This is a genomic window from Tardiphaga sp. (assembly GCF_028290785.1).
GTDB lineage: Bacteria > Pseudomonadota > Alphaproteobacteria > Rhizobiales > Xanthobacteraceae > Tardiphaga.
In genome coordinates, this window is sequence record NZ_JAQGJD010000068.1 from 1 (window position 1) to 14,952 (window position 14,952).

Below are 14,952 nucleotides of genomic sequence, written 5' to 3' on the forward strand. Positions count from 1 at the left end.
TTCATGCTGACCTGCAGAAGGCCGCCGTTGAACTCGAAATTACCGTAGCTGCTGACCGTTCCCGACGTAATCGGGTGCGTCATCACGGTGCCCTGGTTCATGCCCACAATCGGCGTCTTACTCGACGTGATGTCGAGCACCCCGTCATGCACCGCCACCTGGCCAGGCATGTCGAACTCGGCCTCGAACTGGCCGCCCGGTCCACTGCCGCCGTTGTAGGAATTCCAGGGCGAGCCGTTGGCCGCCTTGCTGGTGATGTACTTGTGCCACGCGGTATTCAGAGCCGTACCGTCGAAGCCTTCCTGATAGACTAAGTTGCTAGTTGAGTACCCTGCCGGTGTTGATAACGTCATTAAGTGTCCTGTTCCTGTTGGGCTTGCCGCCGCAAGCTTCAACGACCTTGGTCAAGTAGGAAAATACTGCTGCGGCACCTGTCGAACCCCCGGCCCGTCGCAAGCAGCGTGGCTATTGGCCGAGTATGGCGAGAAATGGCCGCAAATGGGGTGGTGGGGTGCGTCGCTGTCCACGCATGTGGCCGCGCCGACGACTTCCCGGCCCACGCGGGCTAGTCGAACGAGATTCCGCCTTCATCTAGAAAAGCTTGCACGGGGGTATGTCCGATAGCGCACTTCGCCGGCGCATGCAGCGCGGCAAAAAAAATATCGAAAGTTTTTTCGACCGATCGTATCAAAGGTTCTTTTGGAGGAACATGATGCCGCCGGCCTATGCGGACATCCGCAAAGGTTGACCGATCGCCTGCCTGGAAGGCGATTCGGCGTTTTGACCTCGGTGATCGGCATCTTCTCATTGGGTCACCGACGCCGTTTTTCTGACAACGGTTGATACCGCTGATGATGCGTTCGCGATGGACTACGATGGCAAGCCGCGGGCGATGTTGGGCAGCCAGAGAGGTAACACTTCGGAGCGGCGCGAAGTCCTGGATCCGACTGGTATCATTCCAATGGAGGCGTCGCTAACTCTTCAGGGCCGTTGCGTTCGATCCGCTCTCCAAGTCTGCTAGCTGCCATGATGGTCAATCGGCGGTCGGAGAACAGCCGGGCGGGCTTGTTGCGCCAGTTCGGACTGCGGGGGGTGCTTGTGTCAGCGTTGTTGTCGGCATGGATGCCGGCGGCGAGTGCTGACGGAGCGACGGCCTTTGTCCGGGCATCCGGGACCGGGTTTGCAGTTGACGGTAAGCCCTTCTACGTGACCGGGGTGAACAACCACTATCTAACCTTCGGATCGCAAAACGAGATCACCCGCGTCCTCGATGACGCCGTAGCCATGGGCGCCAATGTCGTCCGCATTATTCTTCAGCCGGTGATCGGCTCGTTCGATGGAAGCGCTGTCACGATCTGGAATTGGCGTGGCCGCGCCGATGCTTCCGATCTCGGGGTCAACGGCGCCTATCTGCTGTATTGGGATCCGCAAAGGAGCGCGATGGCCGTCAACGACGGCCCTGACGGAATGCAGAAGATCGACTTCCTGATCGCCGAATGCGGCAAGCGGCATCTCAAGCTCATCGTCGCCTTCCTGGATTTCTGGGCCTACACCGGCGGTGCCCAGCAGATGCGGGCCTGGTACGGAAGTTCGGACAAGTCCGGGTTCTTCTTCCACGATCCGCGCACCAGGCGGGACTACGAAAACTGGATCGCTCATGTCGTGCAGCGGGTCAATCCGCTCACCGGGTCCGCCTACCGCGACGACCCTACCATCATGGCCTGGGAATTGATGAATGAGGGCAACGCCAATCCTGAATCCTTGCGGCTGACCTGGACCGCGGAAATGTCGGCCTACGTGAAATCGCTGGATCCCAACCATCTCGTTGGGTCCGGCTACGCCAACGTTTCGGAGAAACTGTCCGACCTTACTATCCCGACGCTCGATTTCGGGACATGGCACGGCTACCCGCTTTACTACAAGCTCACGGTCCAGCAATTCGATGACACGATCTCCGAGTTCTGCCGGCTTGCGGCCGCGGCCGGGAAGCCGGTGCTGCTGGAGGAGTTCGGCTACGCCCGTTCCAATCCCGACCAGAGCGCAGCCTATGCGATGTGGCTGGACACGCTGGCCACCCATCCGGACTGCGCCGGATGGGTGGTGTGGCGGCTGGTGGCGCGCCAGGACAGCGGACGCTATCCGGCCGACAATCACGACCAGTTCGACGTCCGCAACGACGGCGGACCGCTGTGGAACACGCTCAGCGCGGCGGCCCGCGCGGGGAGGCGACGCGAGGCCTCCGAACCGCTGGACGCCAAAGGAAACAGGCCATGATGGAAGCGCGGCCCCGACCGTCGTCGCCGGGCTCGTACTCCACTTCCTTCGCCTGCCCGCGGGTCCGTTCGATCCAGAGCACACGCTCCTCCAACGCAAAATCGCCCGGCGGAGCCGATCCGGCGAGGCACGACGATTGAACGGAGGGCGCATTCGTCCACCCCCCGCACTGCCAACCGAAGGATTCGTCGAATGACGGTACTGGTCACGGGAGGCGCCGGCTTCATCGGCGGTCATACGGTGCTCGCGCTTCTCGACCGCGGCGAAACGCCGGTGGTGCTGGACGACCTTTCGACCGGGACGCGGGCGGCGGTGCCCGCCGGTGTCCCCCTTCATGTCGGCGACGTCGGGGACGCGGCGCTGGTATCGCACCTGATCCGGGAATACCACATCGAAGGGATCCTGCATTTCGCCGCCAAGATCGGGGTCCCCGGCCTGGCCGCCGATCCGCTCGACTACCACATGGCCAATGCGCGCAAGACGCGTGCACTGCTGCAGGCGGCAGTGCGTGCGGACGTGAAACATTTCATCTTTTCCTCCACTGCGGCCGTCTACGGCAACCCGGACGTCGTTCCGATCCCCGAGACCGCCACACCGAAGCCGGTTTCTCCCTATGCCCGCTCCAAGCTAATGTCCGAGCAGATGCTGGCCGATGCCGGCATGGCCAGCGGACTGCGCTACGTGGCACTGCGCTACTTCAACGTCGCCGGAGCCGATCCGAAGGGCCGACACGGCCAGTCGATTCCCGGTGCCACGCGTCTGATCAAGGTAGCACTCGAGGCGGCGCTCGGGCGGCGCTCGCACATGAGCATCTATGGGTTCGACTATCCGACGCCCGACGGCACGTGCGTGCGCGACTACATTCATGTCTCCGACCTCGCAGAAGCCCATCTTGTGGCACTGGACCATCTGCGATGCGGCGGCGCCTCGCGGGTACTCAACTGTGGCTACGGCCGCGGTTATTCGGTCAAGGAAGTAGTTCATGCTGCCAGGATGGTGGCCGGGACCGAGTTCGAGGTCCGCCACGCCCCGCGCCGCGCTGGAGATATGGCCTCCGCCGTAGTCAACACCGACAATCTCAGCGGGCTTGGATGGAAGCCCGAATTAAACGACCTGCCGACCATGATCGAGCACGCCTACCGCTGGGAGCAAGGCCTGGCGGCAAGCGGTCCGCTCCGCCAGCTACGCTTGCGCCTCCTCGACCACACTGCCAAGGCGGGTGATGCCCGGCGTCCGAGATCGACGAAGCCCATACCACATGAGGCAACGGACCTGCGGCGAACGCAGAGCGGCCCACAGACGTAGCCAGCGACGCCGCGATCAACATCGCCCACTCGAGACCTCCAGACGCTGACCGCGAAAGCGATCGGAAGCCTCCGTTCCTAAAGCGCGGGAAGACTCCACTCAGCGGCGGTCAGGCCGGCCCTCTAGGGAACTGGAGCGTCCCAACTCCAAACCACAACGGATAATTCGGGTCACTGGCTGGGAATTGGCAACAACTGGGTAATCACGATGGATCATTGAGCCGAGGCAGTGACGGATTACAATTCAACCAGCAATCGCAATGAGCTGAGCTGAGACTTGGGGTCATGATGCCGGTTTTCACGAACGATGGTTTGGAAGTCCGGACATTCATGCTCGATATGGAGCAGGACACCATCCGGGAGATAGGCGTTTGCCTCAACGAAGAGGAGCGTTGGCGCGCCCAGCGGCTGAGACTGGAGCGGGACCGCCGTCGCTTCGTCGCCACCCGCGGGCAGCTGCGCCGGGTCTTGGGCGCCAAACTGGGAATCTCGCCCTCCGACGTCGAACTGGAATATGGACGGCTAGGCAAACCCCGCCTCTCGCACCGCATGCCCAGTCGCCATTTGCGCTTCAGCGTCTCACGATCCGGAGATGTCGCGGCGATCGCCGTCTCGACCAGGCAGGAGCTCGGGGTGGACATCGAGGCGGTTCTCCCTGTGCCGGAAGCGGACGAGATCGCATCGCTCTGCCTTTCCCCCTCCGAGTATGGGTCCTATGCCGCCCTTGGTCCGGAAGATCGTCAGAATGGCTTCCTCCGGCGCTGGACGCGCCTGGAGGCTATCTCCAAGGCCCTGGGGTGCGGCTTGGGACAATCCTTTTCTTGGGACGAAAGGGATTGGGCCGTCCGCAGCTTCGTGCCGAAACCTGGATACATCGGGACGGTGGTGGTCCGGAATTAAAGTGCCGGTGATGCCATCACTCACATGCATGCGTTGCGGAGCGACGAGGATCTCATGAAGGAAATGATCGGAAGGCCCTACGGCGGCGAACCGCTGCAGATTCGGGACCTCCTCGCAGGCCTCGCGGCGAAGGACATCAAAATCTCGCTAGAGCGCGACCGACTGCGGTGCGGCGCCCCGGCCGGCGCACTGACGGCGGAATTGCGCGACCAGTTGCAGGACCGGAAGAGCGAGATCATCGCGTTTCTGACAATGGCCACGGCGGCGGCCCGGCAGCAGCCCGCCATCATTCCCCTGCAGTCTCGCGGAACACGCACGCCCATTTACGCCGTACCCGGGCATATTGGGGCACCCTTCTCGTTCTCGGCGCTGTCGAAGCACCTGGGCGACGATCAGCCGTTCTACGCACTCCAACCATCTGGCTTCGATGGGCAGAGCGAGCCGATGGACCGCGTCGAAGATATCGCCGAATATTTCGCCCGTCAGATCGTCGAATACCAGCCGAGCGGTCCGTACATCATTGCCGGTTACTGCTCCGGTGCTGCGACCGCTTTCGAACTGGCGAAAATCCTGGGTCAACGCGGAGCTGAAATCCCGTTGACAGCGCTCTTTGGCCCTCTTCACCCCACCACCCATAGTGAATGGCCGCGTCGGCTGTATTTCTCTGCTGTCGGTAGCATCGGCACGCTCCTGCGGGAGATGGCGAAGCTGCCGACATCCGGCGCCCGTCTGCGATATTTCGGCAGCCGCCTTCGCCTGCGCATCCACTCCCTCGTGGCCGGCAAAAGCACAGAGCCTGTTGTGACGGATCCGGTGCTGGCGAGTAGAGAGCGACTCAAATCCACGGCAATCACGGCCTTGCGACGGTACGTTCCCACTCCGTATTCGGGTCGAGTATGCATTTTCCTTCCGAACAAGGCCTGGCGGCGATCCGGTGCAGCACCGCACCTATGGCTGCGCGCGGCGCCCCATGCCGAATTTTATTTCGGGCCCCAGGATTGTAACGGTTCCCGCATGCTGGACGATCCAGATGCACCCGCCATCGCAGCGCTTTATCGCCAAGCAACCCAAAAAGCGATTGATCGATGAAATTCGATTTTTTTGAATTCCGTAATGGGGAGTGACTCATGAACGAAGCCCTATCTATCGCGGCGGAGGGCGTGGCGCTTGCCCCGGAAGATGCCGCTCGTCGGGCGCTGGTCGTCGAGTACAACGCCACGGCAGCGCCCTATCCGTCGGACCGGACGATCATCGATCTCTTCCGCGACCAGGTGGCGCGTAGCCCGGGCGCTGAAGCGATCCGCTTCGGCGATGCAATGCTGACCTACCGACAACTCGACGAGCGTTCCAACCAGATGGCTGCGCATTTGAGATCCACCGGCGTGGGGCCGGGTCGGATCGGCGTGGTGTTCATGGAGCACTCGATTGAAGTCGTCGTCGCGATCCTGGGCATCCTGAAGTCAGGCGCAGCCTATGTGCCGCTGGACGCGGCAACGCCGAAGGGGCGTATCGCGACAATCCTGAAGGACATTTCCGAAGGGACCGACGGGCGGCCGCCAGCGACAATCACTCAGGCGCGTCTGCAATCCGCAATTTCCCCGGACCTTGCCGACATTTTCGTGCTCGACGCCGATTTCGCTTCGATTTCGGACAGACCGGACTCGGATCAATCTTCCGCGGCCACCCCGAATGCCACGGCCTACATCATCTTCACCTCCGGCTCGACCGGCACGCCCAAGGGCGTCGTGATCGCGCACCGCAACCTGGTGAACTACATCTGGTGGGCGGCCCGGGTGTACAGTGCTGGCGAACGTCTCGCATGGCCCCTCTTCTCCTCCCTCGCCTTCGACCTGACCGTCACGACGCTGTTCACGCCACTGATCACTGGCGGCCGCATCGTGGTCTATCTCGGCGATCCCGGAGTCCAGAGCATGGTCGTGCTCAAGGTCATCGACGACAATGCTGTCGATATCATGAAGCTGACGCCCGCGCATCTCGCGATGATCCGCGATCGCAATCTTGGGGCGACAAGGCTGCGCAAATTCATCGTGGGCGGCGAGGACTTCAAGTCCGAGCTGGCTCGCGAGATCACGGAAGCCATCTCTCATCCCGTCGAGATCTACAATGAGTACGGACCGACCGAAGCCACGGTGGGCTGCATGATCCACCGTTTCGATATCGGCCGGGACCGATCCGCTTCGGTGCCGATCGGCGTTCCGGCCGCCAATGCGGGCATCTACGTCCTCGACAAGGCACATCAGCCCACTGCCCCCGGTTTAATCGGCGAGATGTTCATTGCCGGCGACGGGCTCGCGACAGGCTATTTCGGACGACCCGATCTGACGGACGAACGATTCCTCACGGCCAGGGATCCCCGGGGCGGGGTTTCTAAGCTGCGGCTCTACAAGACGGGCGATCTCGCCCGCTGGAACCGCGAAGGGCGCCTGGAATTTCTCGGCCGCGCCGACCATCAGGTAAAGGTCGGCGGCACGCGTGTCGAGCTGGGCGAGATCGAAGCGCGGCTCCTGAAGCACCCACACGTGCAGGAATGCGCCGTCGCTGCGGTCGCGGCCGACGCGGGGCTGGCAGCAGCACGAATGGCCGAAATCTGCCGTGTCGAGCGGCCGGCGACCGAACACGGCATCGCGCGGCTTGTCGCCTACTATGTCTCGTCGAAACCTCTCACCGTGGCGGACCTGCGCGCCCACCTCGCCGAAGAACTCCTGGAGGCGATGATTCCGACGCACTATGTCCGTCTCGAACGGATGCCGCTCACATCCAACGGCAAGGTCGACCGCTCCTCGCTTCCCGAGCCGACGGCGGAAAACATCCAGGCTGCACAAGACTTCAGCGCCCCCTCGACCGAGACCGAGAAGACGCTGGCCGCCCTGTGGTGCGATCTCCTGAAGATCGATTCGATCGGACGTCGCGACAACTTCTTCGACCTCGGCGGGCACTCGCTTCTGGTGATGCGGGCGGTGTCCCGCATGCGGAAGACTTTCGATGTCGACGTGCAGCTTCGCAACCTCTTCGAGTGTCCGACAGTGGCCGAGCTGGCGGAAGTGATCGACGGAATGCGCTGGGTGGCCCATTCGGGAGCTCCTTCATTCTCGGAGGGACCGCGAGAAGAAATCGAACTCTAGCCTGCCGGACTTCTCCGGGCCGTGGGCGCCAATCCGAACGGAAGCTTTTGCGTTGGACTCATGGAAGAGGATGCAGACGATGGACAAAGCATGGGCCCCGGCGCGAGAACCGGGCCTGCCTTGGGCGGCGGGCGAGTACGAGGCCCTGCGGGACCAGGTCCGCCGGTTCGTCGAGAAGGAGATCAAGCCGGCTGCCGATCGCTGGGAAGACGACGGGTTCGTTCCCCGTCCAATCCTGCGCCGCATGGGCGAACTCGGCTTCTTCGGCATCCGCTACCCAGCCAAGTATGGTGGCTCCGAGATGGACGCGGTCGCTTCAGCGGTGTTTGCCGAAGAGCTCGGGCGCTCGACCTATGGCGGCGTCGCCGATGCGATGCTGGTTCAGAGCGACATGGCTTCCGGCTACGTCTTTCACGACGGGACCAAGGCGCAGCGGGACCGCTGGATGCCGGGCATCGTCAGCGGTGAGGTAATCGCCGCCATCGCCATCACGGAGCCGGATGCGGGCTCGGACATCAAGGCCATCCGCACGCGCGCGGCCCGGGACGGCAACTGCTACGTCCTCGACGGCACCAAGCTCTACATCACGAACGGCGTCCACGCGGATCTCTACTGCGTCGCCGCCATGACCGATCCGTCGGCAGGTAGCAACGGGATCACGATGTTCCTCGTCGAGAAGGGCGCGCCGGGCTTCAGCGTCGCCCGCGAGTTGGACAAGCACGGCTGGCGTTCCTCCGATACTGCGGAGCTCGTCTTCGACGGCTGCCGCATCCCGGCCGAAAACGTGCTTGGCGCCGAGGGGCAAGGCTTCTACTCCATGATGCGCAATCTGCAGAACGAGCGCCTCGTGCTTGCCGCCATGGCGATAGGGACCGCCGAGGCGGCAATCGACATCACCCTCGCCTGGGTCAAGGCCCGCCGCGCGTTCGGCGGCGTCCTGTGGGACATGCAGGCGATCCGCCACCGTCTCGCGATGCTCTCCGCCAAGGTAGAGGCGAGCCGCCAGTTTCTGTATGCCACCGCCTGGCGCATGGCGGCGGACGAAGATTGCATGCGCGAGATCTCGATGTTGAAGGCCCTCTGCGGCGAGCTCGTCAACGAGGTCGCCTATGCGTGCGTGCAGTTCCACGGCGCCATGGGCGTCATGCGCGAGAGTCCGATCGAGCGCATGGCGCGTGACGCCCGCATCCTGTCCATCGCCGGCGGCGCCACGGAAGTGATGCTGGAGGTGGTCGCGTCGATGTCGTGAGCCCCGCAACGGGTGTGTTCTCCCATCATCAGGAGCTGTTCGCATGTGTTCGATCTTCGGTATTTTCGGCCTGCAGGCCGGCGACGACCTCCCGGCACTGCGCCGCCGTTGCCTGGATCTATCTCAGCGCCAGCGCCATCGCGGCCCGGACTGGAGTGGCGTCTACGTCGATGCCGGGGCCATCCTGGTCCATGAGCGCCTGGCCATCGTCGATCCGGCGGGCGGCTCGCAGCCCCTCCTGTCCAAGGATGGCGGCCTGGCCCTGGCGGTCAACGGCGAGATCTACAACCACATCGAACTGAAGGCCGAGCTGGCCCGGCCCTACCCCTTCCTGACCGGCTCGGACTGCGAGGTAATCAACGCGCTGTACGAGGAAGACACCCCGGCCTCGTTCCTGAACCGCCTCAACGGCATCTTCGCGTTCGCCCTGTGGGACCGCCCCCGGCAGCGCGTGCTGATCGCGCGCGATCCGATCGGGGTGGTGCCGTTGTATTGGGGCCACGACGAGAACGGTCGCCTGGTGGTCGCCTCCGAGCTGAAGTCGCTGATCGATATCTGCGCCGACGTCGCCCAATTCCCGCCGGGCCACTGGTACGACAGCGGCACTGACACCCTGACCCGCTACTACGCCCCCCCGTGGCGCGACTATGACGCAGTACAGGGCGTGGAAGCCGACCGCACCGCGCTGCGCGAAGCCTTCGAACGTGCGGTGCATCGCCAACTGATGACCGACGTGCCGTACGGGGTGCTGCTGTCCGGCGGTCTCGACTCGTCACTCGTCGCCGCCGTGGCCGCGCGTTACGCACGCCACCGCATCGAGGATGGCGACCGCAGCGAGGCGTGGTGGCCGCGCCTGCATACCTTCGCCATCGGCCTGAAGGGCTCGCCCGACCTGGCCGCCGCGGCGATCGCCGCTGCGGCGTTGGGCACCGTGCACCACGGCTTCGAATACACCTTCGAAGAAGGCCTGGACGCCTTGCCGCAAGTGATCCGTCACGTCGAGACCTACGACGTAACCACCATCCGCGCTTCCACGCCGATGTTCCTGCTGGCGCGCCGGATCAAGGCGATGGGGGTGAAGATGGTGCTGTCCGGCGAGGGCAGCGACGAGATCTTCGGCGGATACCTGTACTTCCACAAGGCGCCCAACGCGCGCGAATTCCACGAAGAGCTCGTGCGCAAGCTCGACGCGCTCCAGAACTACGATTGCCTGCGCGCCAACAAGTCGATGATGGCCTGGGGCGTCGAGCCGCGGGTGCCGTTCCTGGACCGCGAGTTCCTCGACGTGGCGATGCGCATCGATGCCCGGCACAAAATGGTCGGGCAGAGCTCCCACGGCGCGCGACGGATCGAGAAAGCGGTGCTGCGCGAAGCGTTCGAAGGCTATCTGCCGGATTCGATCCTGTGGCGGCAGAAAGAGCAATTCAGCGATGGCGTGGGCTACGGCTGGATCGACGGGTTGAAGGCACACGCCGAAGCGCAGGTCAGCGACCGGGTGATGGCCGCGGCCGACAAGCGCTTTATTCACAACCCGCCGCGGACCAAGGAGGCGTACTACTACCGCCATCTGTTCGAGCTGTTCTTCCCGACCCGGGCGGCGGCCGAAACGGTGCCGGGGGGCAAATCGATCGCCTGCTCCTCGCCGGCGGCAATCGCGTGGGACGCCAGTTTCGCGGCGATGGCCGATCCGTCAGGGCGTGCCGTGACCGGTGTGCACGAGCAGGCGCTGGCCTGATCGCCAGCACCCATCCACCATCAGGGGCCGCGCCGTCGATGCGACGGATGGCCGGCCGCCGACCGCGAGCGTGCGCTTGGCCCGGTGAGTCAGCACCTTAGGCAGGGTTTCAGCGACGAACCGATTGCCTGAAGTTGTTGACCATCGCCCTCGACGAAGAACGGCGCCAAGCGCGATGATACCAGCCTTTGATCTGTTTGACTTTCATGTCTGAGCTGTCACGTCCGATCCCTGCAGGCGGACGCCGAGTAGTACGCCGAGTCCCCTCCGTGAACGGCCGGATTCGGCGAACGTCGCAAATGACAGGGTTGCGGGACGCTCAGGGCTTGACGTAGCTCCAGCCGTTCTCCTGCAGCTCCATCACCCGCACCACGCCGGAATCGACGATCCTGGCTTCGGAGAGAATCGGAATCTCCTTGTCCTCGGCCTTGCGCATCTTTTCCCGAGTGTTGCCGCACGCCTTGAAAGTCACTTCGGGCGTGCCGATTGCCATCGCCTCGATGCGGTTCTTCACCGGCGACGTGTCGCTCCGAAGCATGTGCAGGCCGGGACCGAACGTGACGACCTCGATCTTCACCTTCTCGCCCTTGGACTTGTAGTAGTCGATCACGTTGGTCGCATTGTTCAGGGCGAGGTTCATGGCGGCCGCATCGTTGGAGTTGACCTGCAGGATCAACCGATGATCGACGGCGGCGGTCGCGCGCGCGGCCTCGGAACGCTGTAGCGGTTTCGGCTTGTTGACTGCCACCACCGGGCGCCAGCTTGGCCACGGCGCGGAGATGTCCGCAGGTGCGGCAATCGACTCGTCCTGGGCAGCGGCCGGGGCCGCCCCTTGGCGCCCACCCTCCTTCGCCGAGGCCGGTTGGAGGGCGAACAGAAGCACAGCCAAGGCGATCGGGGCGGACCGAGCGAGGAATTGGATGGGACGCATGACACAAACTCCTTCTGTGAAACGATTTCGGGGTGGGGTGATGACTGTCATTCTCCCGGCCTGGCGAGGGCGTGGGGCCATCGGCACACCGACGCCAGTCGCTGCCGGACGGCGTCAAGTCCGTCGAGCGGGAACGCGGCCTCGGCGGCGACGCGGCCGGGCGCTTGGAGCCGGACCGCGAGGCTGCCGCCGTCGGGCAGCGACTGCACCAGCCGGACCGCGTCGCCGCCGAGCGCGACGCCGGATCCGGACGGCGGCGATGCTGCGCCAACGCGTACGGCAGGCCCGCCGTTGATCTGGTAGGAGATCGCCTGATCGCCGCGGGCAATCCCGGCGCCCTCGACCGTCACTTCGGTACGACCGCCGCGGCAGCGGATCGTTAGCCGCCATGGCGGGGCGGCGCCCTGGACGGCATCGGCCCGGGCCGCGACCGATGCGGCCGCGACCGGCAAATAGTCGACGGGCGAGGTGGTCAGCCCGACCGTCCAGCCGCCGGACGGCGCGCGCGCCGGCGCGATGGCGAGCGCTGCATTGTCGAGGCATTCCACCCGCTGCGCCGTCTCCATGAGCGAACACGACCGCATCCGGGCCATCGGATCATCCGGGGCTTGAGCCCACGCGACTGTGCAGGCGAGACAGGCCGCGACCGCCGATGGGACCGCCGCGCGGTTCATGGCGAGGATTGGGCGGTGCGCGGCTGGCGGTCGAGCCAGTCCTGCGCCGCGGAGAAACGCGTCAGCCCGGGCACCGTCGCCCGGAGGTTGATGGATTTCCATTTCGGATCGAACCCGGGCCCTTGCAGCCTGTCGATGCGCGAGAACAGCCGGTCGACGAAGCGCGCGACTCTTTCGTTGCGGTTGGTGTTCGAAGGCCAGTTGAACGCGGCCAGCACGGTGGGCACGGCGATCGTCGTCACCCGCTCGCCCGGCTTCAGCAGATTTGGATAGTCCGAAGAATCCAGCGTGGCCGGAAGGTAGTAGTCCTCGAACTTGCCCTCGTAGGGCACCGGCAGAAATTTGAAGCCTGGCTCCCAGCGCCCCTTCACGAACGCATCGACCGGCTTGGAGGTGACGAACACCACCGCCGCCATCTCGCCGCGCCGCATCTGCTCGAGCGCCACCTGGTGCGGCACGAAGGTCTGCTCCACGGAGACGCCGAGCCGGCTGAAGATCAGCGGTCCGGAATAGGCAGCGGCGGTGCCCTGGGTGTTGAAGTTCACCTTCTTGCCGGCAAGATCGTTCAGGTTGCCGATTTCGGGCCTCACGAAGACGTGCAGTTCGGACGGAAACAGGCTTGCGATGTACGTGATCTTGCGCTGGATGTCGGGCACCTGTCCCTTGTATTCGTCGAGCGCGTCCGAATTGATGATGGCTGCATCTATCCCGCGCAGATAGAGCAACGAATTGACGTTTTCGGCCGCGCCGCGCGTTACTACTGGCAGCACGCGGAGTTCGTCGCCGTCGTCGGCGACGCGGGCCATTTCCGCCGCCAGGCGCAGCGGCGCGCCCTCGATCAGGCCGCCAGCGAGGCCGACGGTCCACGCGTTCATCTTGAGCTGCTGCGGAGAGTACCGCGGCTGGGTACGCTGGAACGGAGGCCTCATCTCGCGGGGCGACGAGGTCCTGTAGTCTTGGGCCGCCGCGCGGTCGACAGACCACGCACACGCCGTCGCAAGCGTGGCCAGCAGCAGGGTTCGGAATTCCGTGAATTTGCGCATCGGTGAACTCCTGTCCTACGCAGCGATTGCCGCACGATTCGTCCGGCGTCGAGCGAGCCCGTCTAGCGGCGCAGCGCTTCGACGCGCTCCTTCGCTTCCTTGATTCCGCCGGCGACCGCCTTCGCGTAGAGGTCGCGCGCCATGGCGGGGTCGCCGCGCGTTCCATAGGTGCCCCATTTGGCGAGCACCGAAGGATCGTAGGTTTCCGCGAGCGCAAAACTTGCCTGCGCGTTGCCCATCATCGCGGCGCGCTCGAGGACGGTTCGCGCCGCGATGATGTCGCCCTGCCCGAGCAGCGAACTGGCGCGCGCGACGAGGCCGACGGAAGCCGCCGCCATCTCTGGAGTAGGCCTGTCGGGAGCGGGTTCGACGGCGGCCGCAACACCGGCGACCGGCGCGACGGCGATCGGCACTCCCTGAACGGACGGCGACACCGCGCCCGTCGTTGCCGCAACTTTGCTGGTACCCTTCGATGGGAGGTCCTTTGGGAGGTCCTTTCGTGGACCGGCAGCAAGATCGCGCTCCAGCGCCTCGGCCCTGGACCGCTCCAGCCGGACCTGTTCGCGGAGCGAAGCCAAGTCGCGCTCGGACGCCTCGCGCAAACGTTCGGCGTCATTGCGCGATTTGGCGGCAAGCACGACCTGCGCATCGAGGTCGCGGCGGGCGGCGCCGAGATCTCGTTCGAGCCGCATGGCACGTTCTTTCTCGGCCGCCATCGATTGGCGCGCCGTGGCTGCCGCCGCGATCTCGCGCTGAAACTCGGCGGCTTCGTCGGCGGCCTTGGTCGTCTGCATGCGGTTGGCCTGCAGGTCGCCTCGGACCTTCGCGAGTTCGCCGGCCAGCGTGTCGGCCCGTTCGCGCTCTTTCTGCGCGGCTTGTTTGAGGTTTGCACTTCCGGCCTCGGAGACGTTCTTTAGCTGGGCTGCTTCGTCGCGGAGCTTTGCAAGCAAAGTGGTTCGTTCATCGATCTCGCGCCGCGCCGCCGCTAGATCGCGCTCCAACGTTGTGATGCGGTCCTTGTCCTCGGGTGCCGGCTGGCGTGTCGAACCGGAGCTCGCGATCTGGCGTCGCAGCTCCGCCGCTTCGTCGGTCGCCTTGGCCGCCAACGCCTGGTTGGCGTAGAGCTCGAGACGAATCTTGGTCAGAGCGGCGGCGAGCGCCTCGGCCCGTTCACGCTCCTTCTGCGCCGCCTGCCTGAGATCGGCCGCGACCGCTTCGGAAGCCTTTTCGATCCGGGCGGCCTCATCCTTGGCCTTGGCGGTGAGAGCGGCTTGAGCGTCTAGGGCGCGCCGCGCTGAAGCGAGGTCCTGGTCGAGCCGCTCGGCTCGCTCGTGCGCCTGCGAAAGATGCTGTAGCAACTCGACTTCGCGCCGTGCGCCGGCAAGTTCCTGAGCCAGCGGCTCGGACGCGTCGTCGTCCAACGCGCGCCCGGATTGCCCCGGCGGGCCGGCGTTGCCGGGAACGGATGCCGGAGGTGACGCCGACTCCGCCGCAAGCGCCGCGCTGGATATCCATGCCGCCATCAGCAGCACGAAGCCGAACCGCAAGGCCGGCGTGAACCGGCGCGGGCCGAGAGTGATTGCATCGTCGTTGTTGGGACTAGCCATGGAGGGCCCTGCTTCGATGCGTCATTATGCGCCCCGGCTTTTCGCGAATCCTATAGCCAGCATGGAGTACCCCGCAGCTACCCAATCGGGGC

General features: G+C 64.7%; 12 protein-coding genes. 7 read left to right on the forward strand and 5 right to left on the reverse strand.

Going from position 1 to position 14,952, the window contains the following annotated elements; all coding sequences use genetic code 11:
* The coding region (locus JWR89_RS03805; RefSeq protein ID WP_299711980.1) for a hypothetical protein at positions 1-353 on the reverse strand (353 nt) is incomplete at its 3' end.
* A 769-nt stretch (positions 354-1,122) separates the two neighbouring features.
* Between JWR89_RS03805 and JWR89_RS03810 the strand changes: the two genes are divergently transcribed.
* From JWR89_RS03810 to asnB, 7 genes are all read left to right on the forward strand, one after another.
* Positions 1,123-2,274 carry a cellulase family glycosylhydrolase gene (locus tag JWR89_RS03810; protein WP_299712038.1) on the forward strand — a complete coding sequence of 384 codons (1,152 nt, stop codon included), beginning with the start codon at positions 1,123-1,125 and terminating at the stop codon, positions 2,272-2,274.
* 192 nt (positions 2,275-2,466) lie between these two features.
* A complete protein-coding gene (gene galE, locus JWR89_RS03815) occupies positions 2,467-3,579 on the forward strand; it encodes a UDP-glucose 4-epimerase GalE (protein WP_299711982.1) in 1,113 nt (370 codons plus the stop codon).
* Between the two features lie 284 nt (positions 3,580-3,863).
* Complete coding sequence (locus JWR89_RS03820; protein WP_299711984.1) at positions 3,864-4,478, forward strand: 4'-phosphopantetheinyl transferase superfamily protein; 615 nt, start codon at positions 3,864-3,866, stop codon at positions 4,476-4,478.
* A 54-nt stretch (positions 4,479-4,532) separates the two neighbouring features.
* A complete protein-coding gene (locus tag JWR89_RS03825) occupies positions 4,533-5,567 on the forward strand; it encodes a thioesterase domain-containing protein (protein ID WP_299711986.1) in 1,035 nt (344 codons plus the stop codon).
* 38 nt (positions 5,568-5,605) lie between these two features.
* Entirely contained in the window at positions 5,606-7,621 is a 2,016-nt protein-coding gene (locus JWR89_RS03830; protein WP_299711987.1) for a non-ribosomal peptide synthetase, read from the forward strand.
* A 79-nt stretch (positions 7,622-7,700) separates the two neighbouring features.
* Complete coding sequence (locus JWR89_RS03835; protein ID WP_299711989.1) at positions 7,701-8,870, forward strand: acyl-CoA dehydrogenase family protein; 1,170 nt, start codon at positions 7,701-7,703, stop codon at positions 8,868-8,870.
* Between the two features lie 43 nt (positions 8,871-8,913).
* Complete coding sequence (gene asnB, locus JWR89_RS03840; protein WP_299711991.1) at positions 8,914-10,605, forward strand: asparagine synthase B; 1,692 nt, start codon at positions 8,914-8,916, stop codon at positions 10,603-10,605.
* Positions 10,606-10,924: 319 nt separating this feature from the next.
* Here the strand turns inward: asnB and JWR89_RS03845 are convergent, their stop codons facing one another.
* The 4 genes from JWR89_RS03845 to JWR89_RS03860 form a co-directional block, all read right to left on the reverse strand.
* The gene (locus tag JWR89_RS03845; protein ID WP_366142964.1) at positions 10,925-11,587 is read right to left on the reverse strand and encodes a hypothetical protein; all 663 of its coding nucleotides are present in this window, start codon (positions 11,585-11,587) and stop codon (positions 10,925-10,927) included.
* Positions 11,584-12,129 carry a hypothetical protein gene (locus tag JWR89_RS03850; protein ID WP_299711993.1) on the reverse strand — a complete coding sequence of 182 codons (546 nt, stop codon included), beginning with the start codon at positions 12,127-12,129 and terminating at the stop codon, positions 11,584-11,586. The genes JWR89_RS03845 and JWR89_RS03850 overlap by 4 nt, the downstream gene beginning before the upstream one ends.
* A 77-nt stretch (positions 12,130-12,206) precedes the next feature.
* Entirely contained in the window at positions 12,207-13,253 is a 1,047-nt protein-coding gene (locus JWR89_RS03855; RefSeq protein WP_299711995.1) for a TAXI family TRAP transporter solute-binding subunit, read from the reverse strand.
* 62 nt (positions 13,254-13,315) lie between these two features.
* On the reverse strand, positions 13,316-14,674 hold the full coding sequence (locus JWR89_RS03860) for a hypothetical protein (protein WP_299711997.1): 1,359 nt from the start codon (positions 14,672-14,674) through the stop codon (positions 13,316-13,318).
* Between the last annotated feature and the right edge of the window lie 278 nt (positions 14,675-14,952).

Coding starts and splice junctions, on each gene's coding strand:
- JWR89_RS03820 (WP_299711984.1), top strand. CDS start 3,864: ATGATGCCGGTTTTCACGAACGATGGTTTGGAAGTCCGGACATTCATG.
- JWR89_RS03845 (WP_366142964.1), bottom strand. CDS start 11,587: ATGACAGTCATCACCCCACCCCGAAATCGTTTCACAGAAGGAGTTTGT.
- galE (WP_299711982.1), top strand. CDS start 2,467: ATGACGGTACTGGTCACGGGAGGCGCCGGCTTCATCGGCGGTCATACG.
- JWR89_RS03855 (WP_299711995.1), bottom strand. CDS start 13,253: ATGCGCAAATTCACGGAATTCCGAACCCTGCTGCTGGCCACGCTTGCG.
- JWR89_RS03835 (WP_299711989.1), top strand. CDS start 7,701: ATGGACAAAGCATGGGCCCCGGCGCGAGAACCGGGCCTGCCTTGGGCG.
- JWR89_RS03850 (WP_299711993.1), bottom strand. CDS start 12,129: ATGGCCCGGATGCGGTCGTGTTCGCTCATGGAGACGGCGCAGCGGGTG.
- asnB (WP_299711991.1), top strand. CDS start 8,914: ATGTGTTCGATCTTCGGTATTTTCGGCCTGCAGGCCGGCGACGACCTC.
- JWR89_RS03830 (WP_299711987.1), top strand. CDS start 5,606: ATGAACGAAGCCCTATCTATCGCGGCGGAGGGCGTGGCGCTTGCCCCG.
- JWR89_RS03810 (WP_299712038.1), top strand. CDS start 1,123: ATGCCGGCGGCGAGTGCTGACGGAGCGACGGCCTTTGTCCGGGCATCC.
- JWR89_RS03825 (WP_299711986.1), top strand. CDS start 4,533: ATGAAGGAAATGATCGGAAGGCCCTACGGCGGCGAACCGCTGCAGATT.